The organism is Capnocytophaga gingivalis ATCC 33624, from assembly GCF_000174755.1.
Lineage (GTDB): Bacteria > Bacteroidota > Bacteroidia > Flavobacteriales > Flavobacteriaceae > Capnocytophaga > Capnocytophaga gingivalis.
The window spans coordinates 267,252-290,922 of sequence record NZ_ACLQ01000019.1; the positions used below are offsets into that span (position 1 = coordinate 267,252).

Genomic DNA, 23,671 nt, shown 5'->3' on the forward strand with positions numbered 1-23,671 from the left:
GTACGCAAGAATACATAGTGGCTATGGAAGAAATTTTATACAAATATCTCCCTCATGAATCGGTTATTCCTTGTTTTGCTCTGATTAAGGAATTGGGAATCTACCTAAAAATCGTCAATGAACGACAGAGTCGTCATGGGGATTATCAGCGGCTTCCTAATGGGCAACACAAAATTACGATCAATGCTAATCTGAACAAATACCGTTTTCTGATGACCCTCATTCATGAGATTGCCCACCTTGTAGCCATCGAGAAGTACGGTCGCCAGATCAAGCCTCATGGCAATGAGTGGAAACTGACTTACCAAGGGCTGATGCAGCCTTTCCTCCGTCCTGAGATATTCCCTAGGGAGCTGCTCTCCTATCTTGTTATTCACTTTCAGAATCCGTCGGCCAGTAGTGATACCGATGTACACCTATCTCTGGCCATGCAACAATATGATACAGAAGAACGCCGCAAACACTATCTCTTTGAACTACCTACAGGGAGCTTCTTTCGTACCGATGACGGACGTCTCTTCCGCAAAGGAGAAAAGAAAATCAAGCGCTATGAATGTACTGAGGTGGAAACCAACCGAAAATTTGTTGTACAGCCCCACGCCTTAGTAGAACGAGTAGAGCTAATATAAAAAGCCACTTGACTGCTCAAGTGGCTTTTTAGTATTTTAGAATCTATACGCTTATATGGCTTTACATCTTTCCTTGAGCCAAGCACGTTGTTCTTCACCTACTAAAGGACTAATTTTTTCCTCTACCCATTTGTTATAGTTATTGAGCCAATTGCGTTCTTCCTCGGTAAGTAGAGCAACATCAATGGCACGGGTATCCAATGGGCAAATAGTAAGTGTCTCCAATCCGTAAAAATCTCCAAACTCAGAAGTACCCTTTTTCTGTACTACAAAGAGGTTTTCTATACGAATACCATAACGTCCTTCGCAGTAGAGACCAGGTTCGTTAGAACATACCATGTGCTCAAGTAGAGCGACATCTCTTAGATCCTTACGAAGACTCTGAGGTCCTTCATGCACACAGAGATAGCTACCTACTCCATGGCCAGTACCATGACCAAAATCACGCATATTTCTCCATAGGATAGCCCTTGTAATGGCATCGAGCTGTACCCCACGAGTACCTGTAGGGAATAGAGTATTGCTTAGAGTAATCATGGCCTTCATCACCAAGGTGTAATCCTTCTTGAACTCATCAGAGAATTTTCCTAAAGGAATAATACGAGTAATGTCGGTAGTTCCTTCAGTATAGTGAGCTCCTGAATCGATTAGGATAGTACCTTCTGCCTTGACAGACACCCCTGGTGTCTCGGTAGCATGGTGGTGAACTATAGCCCCATTGCCCAAATAGCCTACAATCATCGCAAAGCTATTGCCCAAGAAACCTTCTTGTTCGGCACGGAACTTATCCAAGATTTTCCCTAAGGAGTATTCGGTGAGCTCTACCTTACCTATATTCTTATCAAGCCAACAGAAGAAATTGGTCAGTGCCACCCCATCCTTAATCATCGCCTTGCGGAAGCCTTCGAGCTCTGTTTCGTTCTTAACAGCCTTGAGTAGCTGAATAGGAGAAACTTCTGTATATATGGTATTTTTAGGTTCTACTGTATTGAAAATAGATTGGTTAGCATCTGGAGAGAGCAATATTTTTTCTCCGTTTATATGACTAATTTCTTTGAAGAAATCGTGATAATCCTTCAGTTCTATATGATGCTGTTTCAGATAAGCCTTTACCGAATCATCACACTGTTTTAGCTCTGCAAAAAGCGTTGCTTTCTCTGGAGTAATAGAAAGGTAGGCGAGGAATACAGGATTAAAAACTATATCATTACCACGTAAGTTGGTTACCCAAGCCACATCATCCAAAGCTGTTACCAAAAAGTGAGTCACACCCTTCTTCTGCATTATCTTCCTAAGGGAAGCAATCTTACTAGTAGCAGATTCGCCTGTATATTTTTCAGGACGCACATAGATAGTTTGACGCTCATCCTTAGGTCTTTCCTTCCAAATCTTTTCGATAAGAGGAGCATCCACGATGGTAATATCTTTACGCTTGAGGGTCTGACTGAGCAAAACCCAAGTGTTATGAGGAGTACAAAGAGCATTGCATCCTACCTTAGCCCCCTGATGAAGTTCATCCAAGAGCCATTGATCACTCTCAGGGGCATCCTTAGTACCTTCTATATAGAAATCCACCCCTGTACCTGTGAGCTGATTTTTGGCCTGTACTAAGTAGCGACCATCTGTCCAAAGCACAGCCTTATCTTGGGTGATAAATACATAACCTGCTGAGCTATCGAAACTTGTAATCCATTTTCTTTCTTCCCAATAAGGGGTAAAGTACTCACTCATGTGAGGATCCGCATTGAAAACCACAAAAGCGTCCAAGCCATTGGCTTTCATCTCATTACGAAGTAATGATAATTTTTCTTTTGTTGTCATTATTTTTCTTTTTTAAAATATAGTTTGCAAAAACACTTCTGTCGCCCCTATCCCATAGCGAGCATAATCAGCATCTTGGTAGATGAGGTTGCTATAACGAGCAAAGAGTGTCTCCAACTCCGCCTTGAGCACTCCCTCCCCTACTCCATGTATAAAAACAATACGTGGAATCCCACGCTTGATGGCAAATTCTAACTGATGCTTAGCTTCTTCTATCTGAGTGGTGAGTATATCATAGTTGGTCATGCCGCGAGGGGTGGCAACCAATTTCTCTATATGTAAATCTACCTCCATGGCAGGAGCCACTTTTTTCTTAGCTTTTTTCCCTTTTAGTGTAGCTGTTTTTGTATTTTTTTCTTCCTTAGGAGCTATCCCTGTCATTCTGTGGTAATGCAAAGAAGCGTTTTCATCTATTTTGATCAATTCCTGAGGTAAAAAAGTAAGCAATAAGCCCTCTGAGGTCTCTACACACACACCCTGGGCAGTAATCTTAGTTACTTTCCCTTTGATAGATTCATCTATCACCTCCACTACATCGCCAATCGCTACCATTTTTTATTCTTAAAATGTTTGCAAAGGTACAAAAATAATCTTTAATTATCAACGATTATCGAATAATTAACACTTGACAAATTCCATAAAAAGGTGTACCTTTGCAAAATATTTCAAGTGTATACTTTCATGACATTTAGAACCTATATTTCCATACTATGTACCCTGATTCTTCTCTCCTGCAGCAAGGTAGAACCTGAAAGCTATTACCTGCAAAAGGCTACCCAAAAAGCATTGACTGAAGATGTCAACTATACTGTAAAAGATTTTATCTGGCGAGGACTAAACCAGTATTATCTATGGCAACCACAACAGGAGCTACTCTCCGATACACGATTCTCTCCGGCAAATGCTACCAATCCTGCTTATGTAAATTTCTTAAAAAGTTTTTCTTCTAATGAATTGCTTTTCAATTCATTGAAATACGAAGGGGATCGATTTAGCTATATCACTGACAACTATGAGGAATTGGAGGAAGAACTCCAAGGAGCATTACTCAGTACAGGTATGGAGTTTGGCATAGCTCAACTTACGGATATGAATAATATTATTATCGGGTATGTCCGCTATGTGATTCCTAATTCTGATGCTGAAAAGCAAGGAGTCAAGCGAGGAGATATATTTCTGGAGGTAGATGGAGAAAAGCTCTCCACTGAGAATTATCAAAGGTTACTGAGGGACAACAAAAACAAATCCATTACTTTTTCTTTTTACACCATCTCGGATGGGGGATTTCAGTTTTCAGCGCATAAAATCATCTCCCAGCATACACTTCATGAAAATCCGATTCTCTTACACAAAATTCTTCAAAAAGGAGATAAGAAAATAGGATATTTGTTATATAATTCTTTCCTTAACCGGTATGATAAGGAACTCAATGAGGTATTTGGAACATTTAAATCAGGTGGAGTGACCGATCTTGTCCTTGATCTGAGGTACAATCCTGGAGGAAGTGTACAAACGGCCATCTATTTAGCCAGTATGATAGCCGGTACTGATACCCAAAAATTATTTGTTCGACAGACCTCTAATCCTAAAATGAAAGGTCGCTGGAAGAGCGATTATGCCTTTGAGGACAATATTGCAGGCACCCCTATCCACAGCCTAAAACTCTCCTCGGTATATATACTTACCTCCCGACAGACAGCCTCCGCTTCAGAATTGATTATCAATGGATTAAAACCTTACTTAAAAGTCATACAAATAGGAGATGTTACTGTAGGAAAGCCCTTAGCATCTATTACCATCAAGGATACCAAAAACAAAGATAACAAATGGGCTATGCAGCCTATCGTTCTTAGATCAGAGAATGCTAATGGATTTGGAGCTTATGAAAATGGAATTGCCCCTGATATCTTTCTAAGAGAGCAACTGGGTAGGTTGGGGATCTTGGGTGATGAGAATGAGCCCCTACTGGCCAAGGCTATAGAAGAGATCATAGGTGTCCCTCGCTTTACTGCTTCCACCAGAAGCCGCCGCAGTACAAGAACAAAGGATCTATCCTTCAAGGATATAGACAATTCCAGAAGCGGTGCTGCCTATTATAACCGAATGTATATACCTAATCAAAATACCGATGAATAAAGAAATTCCTTGGCAAATAGCCAAAAACTATGAGGATATTACCTATAAGAAATATAATGGCGTGGCACGTATTGCCTTCAACCGTCCTGAAGTCAGAAATGCCTTTCGCCCTCGTACTACTTCCGAACTTATCGATGCTCTGAGAGATGCCACAGAGGACACCTCTATCGGGTGTGTGCTTATTTCCGCCGAAGGGCCTTCGCCTAAGGATGGGGTATGGTCATTCTGTAGTGGTGGAGACCAGCGTGTACGCGGTAAGCAAGGATATGTAGGAGAAGATGGTGCCCACCGCTTGAATATCTTAGAAGCACAGCGCCTAATCCGCTTTATGCCTAAGGTGGTTATTGCCGTAGTACCTGGCTGGGCTGTGGGGGGCGGACATAGCTTGCACGTGGTGTGTGATCTTACCTTAGCCAGCAAAGAGCATGCTATCTTCAAACAAACAGATACCGATGTAGCAAGCTTCGATGCTGGATATGGCTCGGCTTACTTAGCCAAAATGGTCGGGCAGAAAAAAGCTCGTGAAATTTTCTTCTTAGGAAGAAACTATTCTGCTCAAGAGGCTTTCGAGATGGGAATGGTCAATGCTGTTATCCCTCATGAAGAACTAGAAAGTACAGCCTTTGAGTGGGCACAGGAAATCCTTCGAAAATCACCTACCGCAATCAAAATGGCCAAATATGCCATGAACCTTACCGATGATGGTATGGTCGGACAACAAATATTTGCAGGAGAAGCCACTCGCTTAGCTTATATGACTGATGAAGCCAAAGAAGGTAGAGATGCTTTCTTAGAAAAGCGCAAACCTAATTTTGAAAAAAAATGGATTCCTAATTAGTCATTTTTGCCTAAATCCACCTCTCAAAAACTCATACCCACCGAGAGCAGCATGCCCGAAAACTTAGCAGAAGCTATATTGTGATATTGGTATTTTACCCCCATGTAGCAGTTCTTATAATAGTAATTACCTCCTACAGAAACAGAGAACATATCTGAGTAGTCAAAGGTAGTAAATTGTAGTGCATAGGCTAAGGAAAAAGGCTTACGAATAAAGACTTCTCCATCGCTGGTTAGGGCAAAACCCCATTGTCGGACTTGGTTTCCTACATAGCTTGCCCCTACCCCCCATGCTAAAGAGACATGCTCGGTACGAATACGATAGTACTGGGCTGTTAGGGACAAAGCGTCCAAATGTTCGGTGGGATAACCTCGCCATTTCTCCCAAAAGTGTCTATAAGAGAGCTTGGCACCAAAGCGACTAGCAAAGCGTATCTTTGCTTCCAAGTGATTTTGGAAGAGGTGTTCACTTACAAAAAGTTCATTACTAAGCACTGTACGAAAGAGGGAAAAATCCTCTATCGAATGCTTATCATAAGTATAATCTCCCTTATCCTTATAATAGGGATAGGGAGATAATTCTGCGTGACGCATACGCCCTGACTTTTCATAGCTACTCTCTACCATTAAGTTATACCCCAAAACTAATGTAAGGTCTAAGAAAGCAGGCCAGAAGGAAATATCATCCCATGAGGAATTGTTTTGAGGGCTATCCTCGTAAGTACTATAAGTGTGTACCTCCTTTGACTCAGAGGAAGTACTCATAGGCGGAGAGGAGAGCTTATCTTTAGCTCTTTGTAGCTCTCCCTGTCCGTATCCTATATAAGTGAGTAGCAAGCTACTGATCATCAAAAAGAGTTTCATAATTTGGAATCGATGGCGTTTTTAAAATCCTTGATGATTTTTCTTTAGCAAATCATTTACAGACTTCACAGGGTTAAAGGTAATCTGAGGTACTTCTACAAAAATGCTTATCCATCCGGCCATTCCTCCATTCCACAAGCCTGGGAGTTCTAAGGCTTTTAAGGGGCGACCATCGTAAGATTTTTCAGTGATAAAGCTAAGTTTTTTGTCTTGGAACTCTTCCAAATCAAAGATTTCACCTTTGTAATTCTTGATACAGCACACTATATCTACCGGATTGAAGTGAGTAGAGGCTTTCAAGCGTTCCCATTGTTGGGGATTGTTCTTATCTATTTGAGCCATTTCAATAATCTGTAAGGACTCATTGCCATCCATATCTTTCACCCAGAAAGGTCCACCTCCTATTTCACCTTCATTCTTAACCATACCACACACACGTATAGGGCGATTGAGCACCTGATAGATATACTCAATCATATAGCGCTTAGCAAACTTATATACATAAGCAGGCACCTTGATATTCAATTCAGGAAGGAACTTGAGCACCTCAGGAAGATCCTTTTTCTTGAGTTTTTCCTTCTGAATCTGTCGGAGAATCTTATGTACCTTAGAGCGTGTATCCTCGAGCTTTCCTGCGAGTACTTCTTTGTAGAAAATAGCCTCATCGGTATAGGCTTCTGCTACCACATTGTCAATATTCTTGATAAAGATAATATCAGCATTGAGTTCGTTCAGATTTTTAAGCAAGGCGCCATGCCCAGCTGGGCGGAAAAGCAGTTGATTGTTTCTATCTCTGAAATACTCGTTGTCTAAGGTAAGCGCTACAGTATCAGTGCTTTCACTCTGATGAGAAAAAGAGACTTCAAAATGTACTCCATAATGCTTTTCTAAGTTAGGGCGAATCTCAGCCAAAGTATTGAGGAAGAGAGAAGTATACTCCTTATTAATCGTAAAATGAATATTGACGATTTCCCCTTGAGAGGCATAGAGAAAGGCTTCACGGAAGTGCTCTTCGAAGGCTGTTACTACCTTTTCCCCATATTTGTGGAAAGGGAAAAGTCCCTTAGGCTTATTCTTATAGTTGAAAGGCTCTTCTTCCAAAAGCAGCTTAGCTATACGGAGTTTCTGCTGATCTGAGGAAAGCCCCTCCAAGAGCTTGTGCTGCTCTATATATTTCTGTAGGGAATCATAAAAAGCAAACTGCGAGAGATACTCAAAGAAAATTTCTGCATTCACATTACCACTTTCCTTGATATACGCCTCAAAAGTCTGTTTCTCAGGATCAAAATCAGTGATAAAGGAAGAGAGAAACTGGAACATACGGGTAGCAGACCCTGAGGCAGGGACAAACTTAAGGATATCCAACCCGTTTTTTTTCTTCTGGTAGATGGCTACGTACTGAATGGCCTCATCACGCGAGAAGGAGAGGATTCCACTGCCTACATGGGCAGGTGCTACCAGATTCACTGGAGGAACCCCTGCTAAGAAAATAGCTACTTGCTCTTGCAACTTGCTCACTTTAATCCCTTTTTCTCCTAAGAGAAGTTGGTCATACTCGGTCAATTCTTTCATGCTTTTAGTTTTTGGTTAATCTGTTGGATTCTGCTATCTAAATCCCCTTTCAAAACATAGAAAGGGATAGATTTTTTCTGTAAAAACTCCTTGAAGAAAGCAAAAATCTCTGCTCTCTCAGTTGGCTTGTCCCTAAGGTCATCAGCCACCCATGGAGTATCTATGTAGGTTAGGAAATAATGATCATACCGATGTGTGAAAGCATAACGCTCTATAATAGGATCAGACTTCCCATAATATATATAAGAATAAATAACTAACTCTATCAGACAAGTATCACAGAAGACATAGTCGTGAGCTCCCTGTACGGCCTTATTCTCCAAGTCCACCTGTCCTTTGGCTATAGGCAGCAAATCCTCCCAAGTACAAAGCTGCCGAAACTTATCCCACTTCTCTTGCAAGTAGAGTCGCATATATTCTGGAACCCATTGTGTATGGTAAGCCGCCGCCATGTATTGGCTTAGGGTCGTCTTTCCGGTGGATTCAGGGCCTAAGAATACGATTCGCTTACAAGAACTGGGGTATTGTACAAATTCTTTCTCCATTCTCTATAGGCTAAAATAGCTATAATTGTAAAAATCACATATTGTAAAGCTGTGACTACAAAACCTTTGTAGGTATATAAAGGAATAGAAATCACATCCCCTACTATCCAAAAGAGCCAATTCTCTATCTTGCGCTTTGCCATGAGCCACATTCCTACCAAGAAAATAGCTGTTGTGAAAGCATCTACCCAGTCCGTCCACACAAAGTGCCCCCAACCTAAGGCTATCCCCTCCATAGAAAAATCATTATTGATATAAGGCTTGAAATAATAGACCAACATCACAAAAAGTCCACTCAGTAGAGCAAGGTATAGTGTTATCTTTCGATCCTTAGCCCCCATAGTAGCAATCTCCACATGAACATTATCCTGACTGTTTTTTGCCCAAAGCACCCAACCATACACACTCATAATAGTATAGTAAGCATTGATCAACATATCGCCAAAAAGCCTTCCTACCCATAGAAGATAGACAAAAAGTACTGTGCTGATAATTCCGGTAGGATATACCCAAATATTTCTTTTCTTTGAGAAAAGAACACTAAGCAATCCGAACAATACACCAAAAACCTCTACATAGATCAGATGAGTAGGTACGCCTTGGTATTGAGCAAATACCCAATCAAAAATGTGGTTCATAGTCGTGGCGATCAGATTTTACAATTTTTATATAAATAAGACCTTTCTCCAAGAGTTCAAAAACCTCCTTTACCTCATTGGTTAGCACCTCCATTACCCGATCATACTCTCCATATATCTGGGTGCTCAGCGGGTTCTCATATACGATAAGCCCTGAGGTCCTGAGCTTCTTGATAAAGTGAATAATCGGTGCTTCAAATTCGTCCTGCAGAGGACTAAGAGTAAGTTCTACTGATACTTTCATTATAAATTAAGATTTATTTTCAGATAGCAAATATACTAAAAAAAACGAAACCACCTACATTTTTTGAATATATTTTTGCTCAAAAACATAAATAGTAGTATCTTTGCCTGCTGTAAAGCTAATTCTAACAATGATGGGTATAAAATTGCGTTTTTCTAAAAAATTCCTAAAAAAAGGTATGTTCTTCATCCTCTTTGCTTTACTGTTGGGTATAGTAGTGATCCACAATGCCAATAGTACTATCCACAAGAATGCTGAAGGAAAACTCTACACAGAGGTAGATAGTATTCCTAAGAACAAAGTAGCCTTACTCTTAGGCACAGGCAAATACCTCAAGGATGGACAGCCTAACCTGTATTTTCGATACAGAGTAGAGGCAGCAGCAGCTCTTTTCAAGGCTCAGAAGGTAGATTTTATCCTTATCAGCGGAGATAATAGCAGACAAGGATATGATGAGCCTACCGATATGAAAGAAGCCTTGGTAGCTATGGGCATTCCTGAGGGGAAAATATATTTGGACTATGCCGGATTTCGCACCTTGGATTCTGTCGTACGAGCTAAAGAAATCTTTGATCTGACAGCCCTCACAGTAGTCTCTCAGGCTTTCCATGACGAAAGAGCCATCTACTTAGCTGAGAAATACGGTATCAAGGCAATAGGCTTCTGTGCCCGAGATGTAGATAAATATTCGGGGATGAAGACAAGGCTAAGAGAGTATTTTGCCCGTGCTAAAGTGTTTTGGGACTTAAGCCTTGGGGTACAACCTAAGTTCTTAGGTGAGAAAATAGATATCCATTAATCGATGAAAAAAATAGGTGACTTATACTTAATCCCCAACTTATTAGGGGAAAGTGCAGTGAATGATGTTCTTCCTCTCAGAGTAACAGAGGTAGTCCTTCTATGCAATCATTTTATTGTAGAAAACCCCAAGAATGCTCGTCGGTTTATCAAGGCTATTGCTCCTGAAAAATCACAAGAATCCTTAGAACTTTTTCCGTTGAACAAACATACCGATCAAGCGGATAAGGAGACTTACCTATCCCACTGCTTGGAAGGGCTTCCCATGGGTATTATCTCCGATGCAGGTTGTCCAGCTATTGCAGACCCTGGTAGTGAAATCGTTCGTATGGCACACCAGCACGGGATTCGTGTAATTCCCTTGGTAGGCCCCTCCTCTATCCTACTGTCTCTGATGGCAAGCGGAATGAACGGGCAGTCATTTGCCTTCAATGGATACCTACCTATAGATAAGGACGAACGTAAAGCATCACTCAAGCGATTGGAAAAAAGAGCTAAGGAAGAACGTCAGTCTCAATTATTTATAGAAACTCCCTATCGCAATGAAGCCCTACTGCAAGAAATGCTACAGGTACTCTCCCCACACACCTCCCTATGTGTTGCCACCAATGTAACCCTTCCAGAAGAAGCTATCCACACCTATACTATAGGAGAGTGGAAATACCGATTCAAGGAGCTCCACTTAGAGAAACAACCCACTATTTTTATCCTATTATAAGATAGCTCATTAATCATTTGTTTATGCTTGAAAAAAAGAACTTAGAATATGAAAAAACTGTTTTGGTAGGAGTAATTACTGCCACCCAAAACGAAGAAAAAGCTCACGAATACTTAGATGAATTGGAATTTCTCACCTATACAGCAGGAGGAGAAGTCGTAAAGCGATTCACCCAACGCTTGGATACCCCCAATCCTAAAACCTTTATCGGAACAGGAAAGATGGAAGAACTCACCCAGTTTGTCCAAGACAATGAGATAGGCACCGTTATTTTCGACGATGAACTTACCCCTGCCCAACAGAATAATATAGAGAAGATACTTAGAGTCAAGATACTAGATAGGACAACCCTTATCTTAGATATCTTTGCCCAACGTGCACAGACCAGCTATGCACGCACTCAGGTGGAACTGGCTCAATACCAATACCTACTCCCCCGCCTGACCGGTCTTTGGACTCACTTGGAACGCCAGCGAGGAGGGATAGGTATGCGCGGTCCTGGGGAGACAGAAATAGAAACTGACCGCCGTATTGTCCGTGATCGTATAGCGCTACTGAAGAAAAAACTCGAAACCATAGATAAGCAAATGGCTACACAACGAGGAAATCGTGGCGCCTTGGTACGGGTAGCCCTTATTGGCTATACCAATGTAGGGAAATCCACCCTGATGAACCTTATCAGCAAGAGTGATGTATTTGCAGAAGACAAACTTTTTGCTACCTTGGATACCACGGTACGCAAGGTAGTTATAGGAAATCTTCCTTTTCTACTGAGTGACACAGTAGGTTTTATTCGAAAACTTCCTACCGAACTTATCGAATCCTTCAAGAGCACCTTGGATGAAGTAAGAGATGCCGATCTTCTCCTGCATGTAGTGGACATCTCTCACCCTAACTTCGAAGATCACATCGCTTCAGTAAATCAAATATTAGGTGAGATAAAGAGCATCAACAAACCCACTATCATGGTATTCAACAAGATAGATGCCTATACGCACCTAACTATAGAAGATGACGACCTAATGACCGAGAAAACCTCCCGTCACTTCTCCTTGGAAGAATGGAAACAGACATGGATGAATCGCATGAATGGAGATGCTATCTTTATCTCGGCCATCAACAAAGAAAATATACAGGAATTTAGAGAAAAAGTATACCAAAAAGTACGAGAAATACACGTCACACGCTTCCCTTATAACAATTTTCTATATCCAGAAATCATCATAGAAGAAGAAGCTAATTCATAAATCATGTAAAAGTTTCGCAAGATTTTTAATTTATTGAATTTTAATACATTAAAAAAATATTTATCTCCTAAAAACATCTTGCGAAACTTAAAATGAATGAACTGGTAAATCCTAAAAAAATCTCCTTATTTCCCGATACAGAAGCGAGAAAATATATTCCCCAACAGTTCATCATTACTCACCGCTCCTGTGATACTACCCAAGTGATAGAGTACTTCTCGTATATCAATAGCCAATAAGTCCCCTGAAAGATGATTTATAAGCCCTTCTTCCACTTTTTCAAGAGCTTCTAAAGCATTTTTTAAGGCTTCATAATGGCGTATATTGGTAATAATAGTAGCACTTTCTGTTGAGGTGAGCTCTTTGGCATAGAAAGAAAGGAGTTTTTTAAGTGCCTCTATATTGATTTTTTCTTTAGCTGAGATTCTTAGCTTACCATAACCATATTTTCGTTCTTCTGGATTTAGTTTTTTCTCTATTTCTTCATCAAAATCAGATAAGCCTATATATTCATTATCTGTTTTGTTATGTAAAAGTAATATCTTAAGTCCTTTTCGATAGTTTTCTCCTACAAATTGTACTACTTCATCGGTAGTATTCTCTTTTTCATTATAGAGATAGAGTACTATTTGTGCTTTTTTTATTTTTTCTTTAGCCTTTTCTACTCCTATAGCTTCTATTTGGTCCCGTGTATCACGGATGCCTGCGGTATCAATAAAGCGGAATGTAACCCCTGCTATATGGAGTGTTTCTTCTATGGTATCGCGAGTAGTCCCCGCAATGTCCGACACGATAGCACGCTCCTCATTGAGCAGGGTATTAAGTAGGGTTGATTTGCCTGCATTGGGTTTGCCTACAATGGCCACTGGTATCCCATTCTTGATAGCATTACCTGCAGAGAAGGACTGCACCAGCTCTTGCAGGGTTGTTTTTATCCTTTTGAGTAGTTGCTCTAATTGTTTTCTATCAGCAAAGGCCACGTCTTCTTCTGAGAAATCCAATTCTAATTCTATCAAAGAAGCAAAGTTAAGCAACTCTTGTCGGAGTCCTTCTATCTCGGAGGTAAAACCACCTCGCATTTGTTGTAAAGCTACTTGGTGAGAGGCTTTACTATCTGAGGCAATAAGGTCAGCAACTGCTTCGGCTTGGTTGAGAGCTAATTTCCCATTGAGGAAAGCTCGTTTGGTAAATTCTCCAGCCTGAGCAAGCCTTGCACCATTTGCTAAACACAATTTTATTACTTCCTGAGTAATATAAGCACTTCCGTGACAAGAAAACTCTACTACGGGTTCGCCTGTATAAGATTTCTTGCCTTTGAAAATAGTTGCCAAGCACTCATCAATTACTTGAGTTTCGCTTTTGATAGTTCCTAAATGAACGGTATGAGAAGGTGCTTCGGATAAAGGCTTTCCACTTAGTGTTTTGAATACTTTGTCAGCAAGTTCGATAGCTTCTTTTCCTGATAAACGTATTACCGAAATAGCTCCCACACCTGTAGCAGTAGCCAAAGCAACTATGGTGTCGTCAGTATAAGGTGTTTTTTTATTTTCCATAAGTGTAAAATTTATATTTTTAGAAAACTAAAGTCGCTCCATAGAACCAATAAACTATTAATGCTATTACAAGTAAAAAACCTATATTCCAAAGCCATTTTTTTGCCCATTTGTAGAAAAAACTATAAAATAAAAAGAATAATAAAGCTATAAACAAAGGAACTACTATAAGATTTATATAAAAATAGATCATCCAAGTATTGAAACTATTAAAATCAAGATAATCCCATTGGAGAAGAAGTTCCTTTATAGTGTAACAGAAATTGATAAGCAAGAGAATCAAACTTATAACAATTCCTACTGAGATAGTCGGTTTCTTTTTCATAAACTAATGATAGTATAAAAATATTATTTTTATAAATAAAACAAAACAGCCATTAATAAAGTAATAACTAATCCTATTCTCGCCCATTTATAAAAGAAACTATAAAATAGAAAGAATAAAAAGTTGACCCCAAGGATAAAAGGGAATATATAGAATATAAAAAAATAAATAAAAAACTCTAAACTATTGTAATTAAATTCGAAACCATTTTGTCCTATATAATATACAAACATATAAACAATAGATAACACAGTAAGTGCTATGTTTATAATGATTCCTATTTTAACATTCGGTTTTTTCTTCATAAAATTATTTTTTGATTGAATAGAATATAAAAATACCTTGTAAGGATAAGAATCTTACAAGGTATTTTTTCTATCGCTTGTCCTCAATCCCGAATTCCCTCCATTGTGTTTGGGGAATATCAATTTTTATAAGTTTTTTAAGAAAAGTAACCTTGTTTTCTACCTCAGAAACAGCTTTGTTAAGCTCTTCGGTTTTTGTTTTGAGGTCAGCTTTTAGCTTTTCTTGCTCACTATTGAGCGTTTCCATTTTCTTACGAAGCTCCTCGAGCTTGGTAATATCTTCAGCCTTTATTCCCAAAGGCAAATTGTCATTGCGACCCTTTAGCCCATCTATCATTACAGATGATTCAGCTAAGTTTGTTGAAAAATTTTTTCTCGGCATAAATTTACTTTTTATATATTAAACAATGAATGAAAATAATTTATTTTATACAGAAAATAAATTAGTTTTCTTGAAAATCACAAATGAAATCACATAGAAAACCAATATACATACCACAAAAATAGTGCCAAAAATAATGAGAAACTTCTTTAATTCTCTATAATAGAAAGTATAAATACTCAAAAAGAAAATTATTAATAATAATGTAACGATAATAGCACATTTAATTGAAAAAAATAAAAGTTCAGAAGAATCATCAATCCACGAATTAGAAATTATAAACAAAATAGAAGGAACATAAATCATATATAGAATAATTATACTACATAATGGTATTCCTATTAGCAAAAACTCTCCTATTGGTTCTTCCTCTGGATGTGCCAAGAAGGTTGGAACCGAAAGGGTTTGGAATAATTATACTACATAATGGTATTCCTATTTTGTTTTTCTTATATATATAATACCCCAATAAATTTACTACAATAGAATAAATAAACAAATAAGAACAAATAATTGATGTAGCTTCAAATTTGTTATTCATACCTTCTCTTATGAAAATATATAAAATATAAATTGAAATCAATAAAAAAAGTATAGAAAATACTTTTATCATTATTCTAAAAAAATGAGGTTTTTTCATATTTTTTTATTTTTATTTAATTATACAAATAGTTTATGTGATTTTATACCTTGTAAATTAATTACACAAGATGGTTATTTTATTTTACAAGAAGGAAAACAGATTACACAAGATGTGTTTTCCATTTTACAAGATAGAAAATGAATTATACAAGGTTGTTTATTCTATTTACAAGATGGTATTTTCTATATTTTTGTGTTTTTGGATAGTTATGCTGAACAATATACAAAAATAATGCAATATAATAAAATAACCAACCAATGATATTTCTTTACATAGGTAAGCATATTGGCAAGTGAGATAAGCCAAGCTATCATTCCTACCATAATATAAATAAAGAATGTAACAACTTTTTCGTTCTTGATGTTAAGCATATATACCTTATATTGCATAACATAATATGTCACAAAAGGAAGCCAAACCAATATGGGAAATCTTTTTTTATGCTGTGTATGCTCTTTCATAATCTTTAAAATTTATTTTTTATTAAATAATATTGATATCCTGTGCTGAGTAAGTAATAAGATAAGTATTTATTTCTATATAATCGGATGTTATTGTGTATTTCAAGTGTTTCATTTTGATTTTCATAATAGCGAATATCATCGGAGGTTTGATTAAAAGAAAAAAGATTTTGACTATAGAAAGTCTTTAGGTGTAGCTCTTGTTCATCCAATATTAAATTAAAATATACATAGCCTTGACTCCAATCTTCTTGAAAAGATTTCTCTTTTCCAAATAGATGAAGTCCTGAATTGGATGTATATTCCTTCAGATAATACATATATTTTATAGGGCTTTCTTGAGGAGCTATTCCTTTTTCTTTAGGAGGTTTTATGAAGTCGTTAAACAAATTAAAATCATCTGAAACAGGAAAATCCATATATTTTAGATAATAAAACTCTTGTGTATAGAAATAGTACAACTTATTTTCTTTTTTAATAATAACCATTGCATCTCTTTCGCTATCTTTTTGAATAATAACTATTAAATTGTTATTAGAATTTTTAAATGTACGTTCTTCCATATCTTTTTCTGAAGGTTGTTCCTCTTTTTTTAGCTCTTTCATAGGTAGAAAGTCCCTATTGCCATCTATCAAAAAAGAAGAATAGGATTTTTCATAAATATCTATCAAATATTTTTTTCTTACCACGATGTCTCTTTTTTGATTCACAAAATTTTCCAAATATAAAGTTTCCATATGGTTTCCTTCAGTATCATATTTCAATATACAATCTATATAAAATGTAGTTTCATCATCATAAAATTTATAATATATGAACAGATGACCTTCTTTATCAAGGAATAAATCAGTATCGGCGGGTATTTTACTTTGAGAAATAGGAGAAATTATTTTTCCTCTTTGATATATCTCTTTATTATCCAACAAATCATATTTTCTAAGTTCTTTAGGCATTTCCCTATATGAAACAAGGTATTTGTAATAGGAATATACCGAATAAGAATGTTTGAAAAGAAAAAATACAAGCATACAAATAGGAAATATACGTATAAAACGCTTGGTTATACTATTCTTTTGGAAATAATAATAAGCGAAAACACCTATTCCAAAAAATAATGCATAAAAAACATATAGTAATATTTTTTTTCCTCTAAAAATGACTTCATAATCCCAATAAATAATCAATAAATAGGTTAATAAGAAAATAATTCCTGTAAGAGAGGCAAAAAACAGATGTGATAATTTTGATTTCATAGCTGTAAAATATTTATTTTATCATATAAACATATTCCCCATCATAGAAAATAGCATAAGATAGATGCTTATTGGTATAAAGAAACATATCTTTGTACTTCTCTAAGGTTTCTTCTTCATTTTCTATATAATAAGTAGGGGTTTTAAGTTGGTTATATCCTTTATAGTTAGATACTTTTCCTTTCTTAAAGTGAAAAGTATCTTTTCCTATTTTAAGGTCAAATAACAATTGTATATCAGAATAAGTCAACTCGCAATTTTCCCCTTGGTCATTCCTAAAAAATCCATTCATAGTAAGATACTCATAATAAAAATCTTGTGGAAGAATATTTCTCCGCTCGAAAGAATGCGCTCCCTTTTCTTCCTCTTCTTCTAATATAGAGAACAGATTACTTATTAGCATATTTTCATCCTGATCATCTCTGTACTGAGTATTCTTTTCTGATGTAGGGGGGAAAAAGTAATAGGCTTGGTCATCCTCTATAAATATTCCTATTATTGCAGGATATCCTCCACATTCTCCTTCATCAGAGAGGAATGTTTCGTAATAAGATATAGGTGCCCTCGTTTCTCTATGAGCAGGATCATATCCCTTCAAATATTCCATAGGTTGCATAATAAATGATCCGTCATAGGTATAATTTGCATATTCATAAGTACTAAGATCTATAATATAGTTTCCTTTTAGCAAAAACTCTCCTATTGGTTCTTCCTCTGGATGTGCCAAGAAGACAATATACTTAACTTTTCCTATTGTATCATACACAACCATATAAGGAGGTGTCTCAAAAGAATCTTGACCTACAAGTTTCCTTGATATATAGAAAGGATTTTCCACATGATACTTTTCTGTATATAGTACTACTAACTCGTGATTTTGATTAAGCAAACATTGTTTTATCTGATATCCTTCTTTAGGGGAAAGTAGTGAAAATCTCGTATTAGCTGTAACTCTTGTCGTATCTGCTAAGGAAAGGAAACTGCGTGCTTGTTCTTGCTTCCCGATACGTGAATATTGCAGAAACACTTCTTGGCATATATTTGGCGAATAAAGTACAAAGAGTACAAAAGCTGTAAACACCCCTATTCCATAGAAAAAAAATCTTTTAGCCCAACGATAATGAAAGCTATAAAACACCAACATCCCCAAGACAAAAGGAATAAGAACAAACTTTGCTAAGAACTTACCTCCCATTTGTGTAACTAAAGTATATATCTTATACACTATAAAAGCATAAGCTACAGCAAAAGCAATTCCTGTAAGAGAGGCAAAAAACAAGTGTAATAATTTCTTTTTCATAACTATAAAATATTTATTTTATGATGTAAAATCCTAATGGAGTGTGTAGCAGATAATATTTTAGGTTTTTATTACTATACAAATATATATTTTTACATTCTTCAATGGTTTCGGTGCCGTTTTTCCAATAGTAAGTAGGATATTTTATACTTCTTTCATGATTTCCGTAGGTGCGATAATCCATTTTCAAAGGGAGTATTTTATCTTCTATCTTTAATCTATAATATAACTCACCGTATCTATTTCCCACTTCAAAAGACCAAGAAGGATGAAGTGGTTCTAGTCCTCTACATTCTATCATTTTGTCCAAATAATAAACGGGATCAATATGGGTACGTTGTGATGATTTTTCCCCTTTTACTAAATGGTCTTCATTATATAAGAACTTATTTCTGTAAGCTAATAGGAGAGGAGAGGATGTATGTTCAGGGAATTTTATTACATATTTTTCGTTATAGAAATAAAAATCGTCAGTAATATCATAAGAGGTAATGTAATAATATAATTGATTGTTTTTTAGGAAAACAATTATAAATTGAGGGTCACCTGACTCGGGGAAATCACCTTTATCAGGAAGTGACCAATAAGAATTTTTTATAATATGACAATAAGGAGAATCTTTAGTTCTGTTATAATGAAAGTCTTTTACTTGTTGGAAATTCCACTTTTGAGAACCTTCTACTAATTTCATAGGAAGAAATTCTTTATTTCCATCTACAAACCAAGATTTGTTATAAGTCCGACTATAAACATCTATTAGGCAATCCTCTATGAGAAATACTTTGCTTTCTTTCTCCTTTGAATAATGAAAGGAAAGAGAATCAATAACCTCTCCCGTAGTATCGAATTTCCTCACAAGAACTTCTAAGTCTCCTTCCTGAGGTCTTGAATCCCTATAGAGAGCAATGAGTTCGTTCTTCTCAGACATTGTATAGTTTTCCAAATCAAACCATTTGTAAGAATTAAAAGGAATAATCTCTTTTCCTTCTACAGAAATGGGATTTTCTCCTAGGGAAACGAATTTTTCAAGTGCGGGAGGAAAGTTTCTTTTGGAGTTGTAGAGTAAAAGTTTGCTAGACAATTCTCCACCATAATAAGTAAGGAATACTCCTATGAGCACTAAGAAAACAAAAGCAAGAATATAGATTCTTGAACCTTTCTGATGGATTCCTATATGGAAGAGAATGTTTGCAAAAGCAAGCAAGGCAAAAAATCCATAGAGATAGAAAAAAAGATACATAAAGTATCCGTTTCCTGTAGTACTAATTAAAATTATATTAAGAACTACAAGAATAAGAAATAATATAAAATAATTCTTCAATATATTTATCATAATTGTATTATATCTTGTATTCTACTATTATTTGGTTTAAGATTTCTACAAAGTTATGTTTTCTTTTATAGATTGTTTTAAGTTCAAGCACTAGATCTTTTATTATATTTATCTTCTCAGGAACTTCTTTAATCATATAGCGAATGGCTTTCCCTATAGTTTCATAGTCATTTTTTGTATACATTTCTTCGCAAAATAAATGAACTAAATAGGCTAATCTTTCTATTATTTCTTCCTTGTAATATTTCTTTAGGTAGGGTAGGAAATACAAAGTAGTCTGAATATCTAATTCTTTTACATAATTCCAAAGCTTTTCATGGTTATCTTCTTGCTCATAGATAAAGAATAATGTAGGAGAAATGATAGAATAATTCCAATAACTTGAGATTTTTTTTCTTTTCTGGTTGTAATCATCTTCGAGTTCCTTAATTTCTTTCTCTATCACCTCCTTCCATTGTTTTTCTGTATAGGTTTTTTTCCATTTTTCATAGTATTCTATATTTCCTTTGTCTTCCAAAGCAATTTTTTTAGCATAATGACGAATAGTTGGGATATCTTTTTCTAACTCAGCAATGTATATTAGGACTGCTGTCCATTCTTTTATCATATTTTGATTCCTTCCTTTTTGAGTAAGTGTCTTTATCCCTTCTTCGAGTAGTTTCTTTGCCGTTTTTAGATCTCTTTCTTCTATACAAGCTTGTATTTTTATTTTTCCGAGTTCAGGATCCTCAAGATTCTCATCAATTATCTTATTAACTCCCTCAGTATCTCCTTTTTGAGAAAGAATACTTATTTTTTCAGCTGTATAAATACGTTTGTCATATCCCGAAAGGTTCTTTTTAGAAAGAATTCTATCTAAGGCAGCTAAATATTCCTCTTCTTTTTGAAACTGTAGACAAATTCTCTTAGAAGCCTCTGTTATTTTCTTTCCATAATAATCATATTCGTAATTTGTCGCATTATATAATTCTTTTAATAGAAAAGAAGTAGCTTTTTCTTTTAGAGCAAGTGGCACTCTTTCGTCTTCAGCTAAGAAGATAATTGTATGAATCTTTGTCGGTCACAGTGGCAACCCATAGCCCATCCTCAAGTTCTTCTATGGAAGAAACTTTACCTTTTTCGAAAACTTCTCAGCCTTGTTTTACCAAAGTTTTATCAACAAACTTATCAAAATTCTCAATTGTCATAAGATCATATTTTAAGGAACAAAGATAGTGATAATAATGGTTAATTGTTGATTATTAATTGTTAATTATCACCTCCTTGTTCTTTATCTCTGAGTACTAAAGATAATTTTCCAATAAACAAAATATAACAAGTTAATAATCATCTGATTACAATAATTAAAAAAATACCACATAATATATAATTACAAACTAAAAAAGGGCAAATGAATCATTCGCCCTTATAATTATATAATTTATTAACAATTGACCATTAATCATTAACTACAATGTCTTTATTTACATTTCTGCTACCTACAAGGGCGTAGTATAGGATATACAAAAGGCCTATAATAACCACCCAATAGCTTTGTACATAGCCAAAGAGGTCAGCTATATAGCTCTGAAGAGTGGAGAGTATACCTCCTCCACAGACCATGACCATAAAGATACCAGAGGCAGCAGCTGTATACTTGCCTAACCCCTCAGTTGCCAAGTTAAAAATACCACCCCACATCACTGAGGTACAAAGTCCACAGAGGGTTAAGAACATGACACTTGCAGGAACTTCAGCCAGTCCAAAGGAAATATTTTTGTTGAAAACTGGCATATTCACCACTACATCTGTAGGTAAGAAGATAGCCAATAATACAAACAATAAGCCTAAGGAAGCGACAAAAGAAAGCATCACCTTGCTAGAGAACTTAGCCCCTAAAGCCCCCCCTACAAATCGGCCAACAAACATCAAGAACCAGTAAGTACCGACTACAGAACCTGCCGTTGTCGCATCGATTCCTAAGCCACCTTTGTCAACCTGAGCTGTCATGAAATAGTTCTCCACCCCTGGAATCCCTACTTCTACCCCTACATAGACAAAGATAGCAATAATACCAAATACAAAATGTCTGAAAGACAAGGCACTATGAGATTCTTTTGCCTTATTTTCTACTTTTTTTACAATATGGGGTTCTGGGATTTTCATCAAGGATAGTACGATAAAGACCAAGGCAAAGGTTCCCATGGCTAAGTATAAGGCAGGATTGGCCTTGTCTATAGAGGCTTTTTCTATATTCTCTCCTATGAGATAGCCTACAAAAACAGGGACAATAGTCCCCCCCATAGAGTTGAGCGCCCCTCCAAACTGTAATAATTGATTGCCTCGCTTACCTTCGCCTCCTAAAGTATTAAGCATAGGATTGACCACTACATTGAGCATACACATAGAAAAACCTGCAACAAAGGCTCCTATGAGGTAGACTGCATAACTCTCCATTGCACCCGATAGGAAGATGATACACACCCCTACAAATCCTACTATTACAGCTGTCAGGGCAGTCTTCTTATAGCCCTTTCGTTGTAACATTTGCCCTGCAGGAATTCCCATGAAGGCATAAGCAATAAAGTTGGCCAAGGTTCCCAATTGTGCTTGAAAATTGCTCGCCATAAATTGGCTCTTTATAATCACTCCCATAGGACTTTGCAAATTAGTCACAAAGGCTATCATAAAGAATAGGGCAAACATCATCAGAATAGGTAACAGATAATTTTTGTTTTCTTGATTTTGTTCCATCTCTGCTAAAATTTTGATTATAGCGACAAAGTTAAAAAATTATTTTGTCATATCAAAGAAAAATTTTACTTTTTTTAAGAATAATACTGCCATAAAAGTAAAAAATATAGGATAGGAATACACTCTACCAAAAGCCCACTATAGAAGGGAGATTGCTCCTCACGAGCAAAGAGAAGAAATAAAAGAGTAATACAAGCTATCCCTATCTGTATCAGTCGTAATGGAAGGGAAGTATGATAAAAGGAAAGTAGAAGATAACATAGCATAGTGATTATCCCTATAATTTTAGTCTTTCTCACTCCTAAGACTGTAGGAAATGTGTGCAGACAAGCACGATCCTCTACCCTATCTCGAATATCGAAAGGGAGAATCAGTACACATATCCATAGAAAATATTGCAAGGAAAGCAGCCATACTTGCCAAGAGAAAAAGGATATAGCACTCTCTGACAAAGGCAGAAAAACCGCAGATAGTACCCAACAGAAGGCAACAATAGCTATTTTGAGAAAGGGAATACTCCTAAGATTTTGACTAAGAAAAGGAGCATTGTATAGGATACTCAACACCCCAGAGAGGAATAGTAGTATCTTCCCCTGTAAGTTGAGCAAAAAGAAACAATACCCCACTATAAGAACACAGCTCCACCATAAGGGATCCCGATACTTGAAGATGCCTTCCTTAGCAAAAGAATAAGACAAGATAGCCCCTGCCCATAAAGATAACAAATAAGGATAGGCTATTGGTTGATGAAAAATATAAAAGGTAGAAAGAGCTAAAGCTGTTACTGCAGAAGCTACAATAATATTTTCTCTGATAAAAAAGTGTAAAATAGTATAGAGTGTGGCTCTCATGGGGTTACCACTTCTATATTTACTTGTAGATTCCCTTTGTTAGGATTGTCTGTAATGTCCATAAAGGCTTTACGAGAGAGGTCTAACTCTTTTCCTTTGGTAAAGGGGCCTCGGTCATTGACTTTTACCACTACTGATTTCCCGTTGACCACATTGGTCACTTTCAGATAAGTACCAAAAGGATAGGTACGATGTGCTGCTGTGAGTTTGTTGTTGCTGAACACCTCTCCACTGGCAGTCTTGCGTCCATTGAATTTGTTGTGATAATAGGAAGCTACTCCTGTAGTTGCCATAGTAGAGACTGTAGAAGAAGCGTCCGCTACTGATTTGTCTTTTTCAGATGTTGTTTTTTTCTTTTTGACAACCGTTTTGCTATTTTTATGAGTTGCTTTTCGCTGTTGTGTCATTTTAGAACTATGGCAACTCACCAAAAGAAAGAAACAACATAGCTTTAGGATAGAAGAAAGTTTCATAAGGAATATA

The 23,671-nt window shown here is 36.6% G+C and carries 22 protein-coding genes; 6 read left to right on the forward strand and 16 right to left on the reverse strand.

Annotated features, from left to right (window positions below):
* Positions 1 to 23 precede the first annotated feature (23 nt).
* Positions 24 to 629, forward strand: coding sequence for a SprT-like domain-containing protein (locus CAPGI0001_RS07475; protein WP_002668276.1), 606 nt, complete (start codon positions 24 to 26; stop codon positions 627 to 629).
* Between the two features lie 51 nt (positions 630 to 680).
* On the opposite strand, the gene CAPGI0001_RS07480 is transcribed toward CAPGI0001_RS07475, so the two are convergent.
* The gene (locus CAPGI0001_RS07480; RefSeq protein ID WP_002668362.1) at positions 681 to 2,450 is read right to left on the reverse strand and encodes an aminopeptidase P family protein; all 1,770 of its coding nucleotides are present in this window, start codon (positions 2,448 to 2,450) and stop codon (positions 681 to 683) included.
* Between the two features lie 12 nt (positions 2,451 to 2,462).
* Entirely contained in the window at positions 2,463 to 3,002 is a 540-nt protein-coding gene (locus tag CAPGI0001_RS07485) for a Smr/MutS family protein (RefSeq protein ID WP_002667985.1), read from the reverse strand.
* Between the two features lie 129 nt (positions 3,003 to 3,131).
* Between CAPGI0001_RS07485 and CAPGI0001_RS07490 the strand changes: the two genes are divergently transcribed.
* Positions 3,132 to 4,586 (forward strand): S41 family peptidase, encoded by a 1,455-nt coding sequence (locus CAPGI0001_RS07490; protein WP_040359928.1) that lies wholly within the window; start codon positions 3,132 to 3,134, stop codon positions 4,584 to 4,586.
* Entirely contained in the window at positions 4,579 to 5,424 is an 846-nt protein-coding gene (locus CAPGI0001_RS07495; RefSeq protein WP_002668300.1) for a 1,4-dihydroxy-2-naphthoyl-CoA synthase, read from the forward strand. Before CAPGI0001_RS07490 ends, CAPGI0001_RS07495 begins: the two co-directional genes overlap by 8 nt.
* Positions 5,425 to 5,447: 23 nt before the next feature.
* Here the strand turns inward: CAPGI0001_RS07495 and CAPGI0001_RS07500 are convergent, their stop codons facing one another.
* From CAPGI0001_RS07500 to CAPGI0001_RS07520, 5 genes are read right to left on the reverse strand one after another with little or no spacing between them, the layout of a single operon-like run.
* Positions 5,448 to 6,287 (reverse strand): hypothetical protein, encoded by an 840-nt coding sequence (locus CAPGI0001_RS07500; RefSeq protein ID WP_040359930.1) that lies wholly within the window; start codon positions 6,285 to 6,287, stop codon positions 5,448 to 5,450.
* 21 nt (positions 6,288 to 6,308) lie between these two features.
* A complete protein-coding gene (locus CAPGI0001_RS07505; protein WP_002668365.1) occupies positions 6,309 to 7,859 on the reverse strand; it encodes a DUF4301 family protein in 1,551 nt (516 codons plus the stop codon).
* Positions 7,856 to 8,404: an AAA family ATPase gene (locus tag CAPGI0001_RS07510; RefSeq protein WP_040359932.1), complete on the reverse strand. Its 549-nt coding sequence runs from the start codon at positions 8,402 to 8,404 to the stop codon at positions 7,856 to 7,858. The genes CAPGI0001_RS07505 and CAPGI0001_RS07510 overlap by 4 nt, the downstream gene beginning before the upstream one ends.
* Positions 8,350 to 9,042: a nicotinamide riboside transporter PnuC gene (gene pnuC, locus CAPGI0001_RS07515; protein WP_002668000.1), complete on the reverse strand. Its 693-nt coding sequence runs from the start codon at positions 9,040 to 9,042 to the stop codon at positions 8,350 to 8,352. The genes CAPGI0001_RS07510 and pnuC overlap by 55 nt, the downstream gene beginning before the upstream one ends.
* Entirely contained in the window at positions 9,026 to 9,286 is a 261-nt protein-coding gene (locus CAPGI0001_RS07520) for a thiamine-binding protein (RefSeq protein WP_002667963.1), read from the reverse strand. Before CAPGI0001_RS07520 ends, pnuC begins: the two co-directional genes overlap by 17 nt.
* A gap of 130 nt (positions 9,287 to 9,416) precedes the next feature.
* Here CAPGI0001_RS07520 and CAPGI0001_RS07525 point away from each other — a divergent pair, with 130 nt between their 5' ends.
* From CAPGI0001_RS07525 to hflX, 3 genes are read left to right on the forward strand one after another with little or no spacing between them, the layout of a single operon-like run.
* Positions 9,417 to 10,085, forward strand: a complete 669-nt coding sequence (locus CAPGI0001_RS07525) for a SanA/YdcF family protein (RefSeq protein ID WP_407934224.1) — start codon at positions 9,417 to 9,419, stop codon at positions 10,083 to 10,085.
* A 3-nt stretch (positions 10,086 to 10,088) separates the two neighbouring features.
* The gene (locus CAPGI0001_RS07530) at positions 10,089 to 10,802 is read left to right on the forward strand and encodes an SAM-dependent methyltransferase (protein ID WP_002668484.1); all 714 of its coding nucleotides are present in this window, start codon (positions 10,089 to 10,091) and stop codon (positions 10,800 to 10,802) included.
* A gap of 23 nt (positions 10,803 to 10,825) precedes the next feature.
* Complete coding sequence (hflX, locus tag CAPGI0001_RS07535) at positions 10,826 to 12,049, forward strand: GTPase HflX (RefSeq protein WP_002668076.1); 1,224 nt, start codon at positions 10,826 to 10,828, stop codon at positions 12,047 to 12,049.
* A gap of 125 nt (positions 12,050 to 12,174) precedes the next feature.
* Here hflX and mnmE read toward each other — a convergent pair whose 3' ends face one another.
* The 9 genes from mnmE to CAPGI0001_RS07600 all read right to left on the reverse strand — a co-directional run bounded on the left by mnmE (position 12,175) and on the right by CAPGI0001_RS07600 (position 23,661).
* Positions 12,175 to 13,602 (reverse strand): tRNA uridine-5-carboxymethylaminomethyl(34) synthesis GTPase MnmE, encoded by a 1,428-nt coding sequence (mnmE, locus tag CAPGI0001_RS07540; protein WP_002668279.1) that lies wholly within the window; start codon positions 13,600 to 13,602, stop codon positions 12,175 to 12,177.
* Positions 13,603 to 14,302: 700 nt separating this feature from the next.
* The gene (locus tag CAPGI0001_RS07555) at positions 14,303 to 14,614 is read right to left on the reverse strand and encodes a hypothetical protein (RefSeq protein ID WP_002668015.1); all 312 of its coding nucleotides are present in this window, start codon (positions 14,612 to 14,614) and stop codon (positions 14,303 to 14,305) included.
* A 1,109-nt stretch (positions 14,615 to 15,723) separates the two neighbouring features.
* Positions 15,724 to 16,971, reverse strand: coding sequence for a hypothetical protein (locus CAPGI0001_RS07570; RefSeq protein ID WP_002668036.1), 1,248 nt, complete (start codon positions 16,969 to 16,971; stop codon positions 15,724 to 15,726).
* A 13-nt stretch (positions 16,972 to 16,984) separates the two neighbouring features.
* Positions 16,985 to 18,271 (reverse strand): hypothetical protein, encoded by a 1,287-nt coding sequence (locus CAPGI0001_RS07575; RefSeq protein ID WP_002668557.1) that lies wholly within the window; start codon positions 18,269 to 18,271, stop codon positions 16,985 to 16,987.
* A 13-nt stretch (positions 18,272 to 18,284) separates the two neighbouring features.
* Positions 18,285 to 19,604, reverse strand: a complete 1,320-nt coding sequence (locus CAPGI0001_RS07580; RefSeq protein WP_162013387.1) for a hypothetical protein — start codon at positions 19,602 to 19,604, stop codon at positions 18,285 to 18,287.
* 7 nt (positions 19,605 to 19,611) lie between these two features.
* On the reverse strand, positions 19,612 to 20,619 hold the full coding sequence (locus CAPGI0001_RS07585) for a hypothetical protein (RefSeq protein WP_002668554.1): 1,008 nt from the start codon (positions 20,617 to 20,619) through the stop codon (positions 19,612 to 19,614).
* Positions 20,620 to 21,041: 422 nt separating this feature from the next.
* Positions 21,042 to 22,337, reverse strand: a complete 1,296-nt coding sequence (locus tag CAPGI0001_RS07590) for an MFS transporter (RefSeq protein WP_002668413.1) — start codon at positions 22,335 to 22,337, stop codon at positions 21,042 to 21,044.
* Between the two features lie 74 nt (positions 22,338 to 22,411).
* Positions 22,412 to 23,188: a UbiA family prenyltransferase gene (locus tag CAPGI0001_RS07595; protein ID WP_002668215.1), complete on the reverse strand. Its 777-nt coding sequence runs from the start codon at positions 23,186 to 23,188 to the stop codon at positions 22,412 to 22,414.
* Positions 23,185 to 23,661, reverse strand: a complete 477-nt coding sequence (locus CAPGI0001_RS07600) for a septal ring lytic transglycosylase RlpA family protein (RefSeq protein ID WP_002668104.1) — start codon at positions 23,659 to 23,661, stop codon at positions 23,185 to 23,187. The genes CAPGI0001_RS07595 and CAPGI0001_RS07600 overlap by 4 nt, the downstream gene beginning before the upstream one ends.
* Positions 23,662 to 23,671 lie beyond the last annotated feature (10 nt).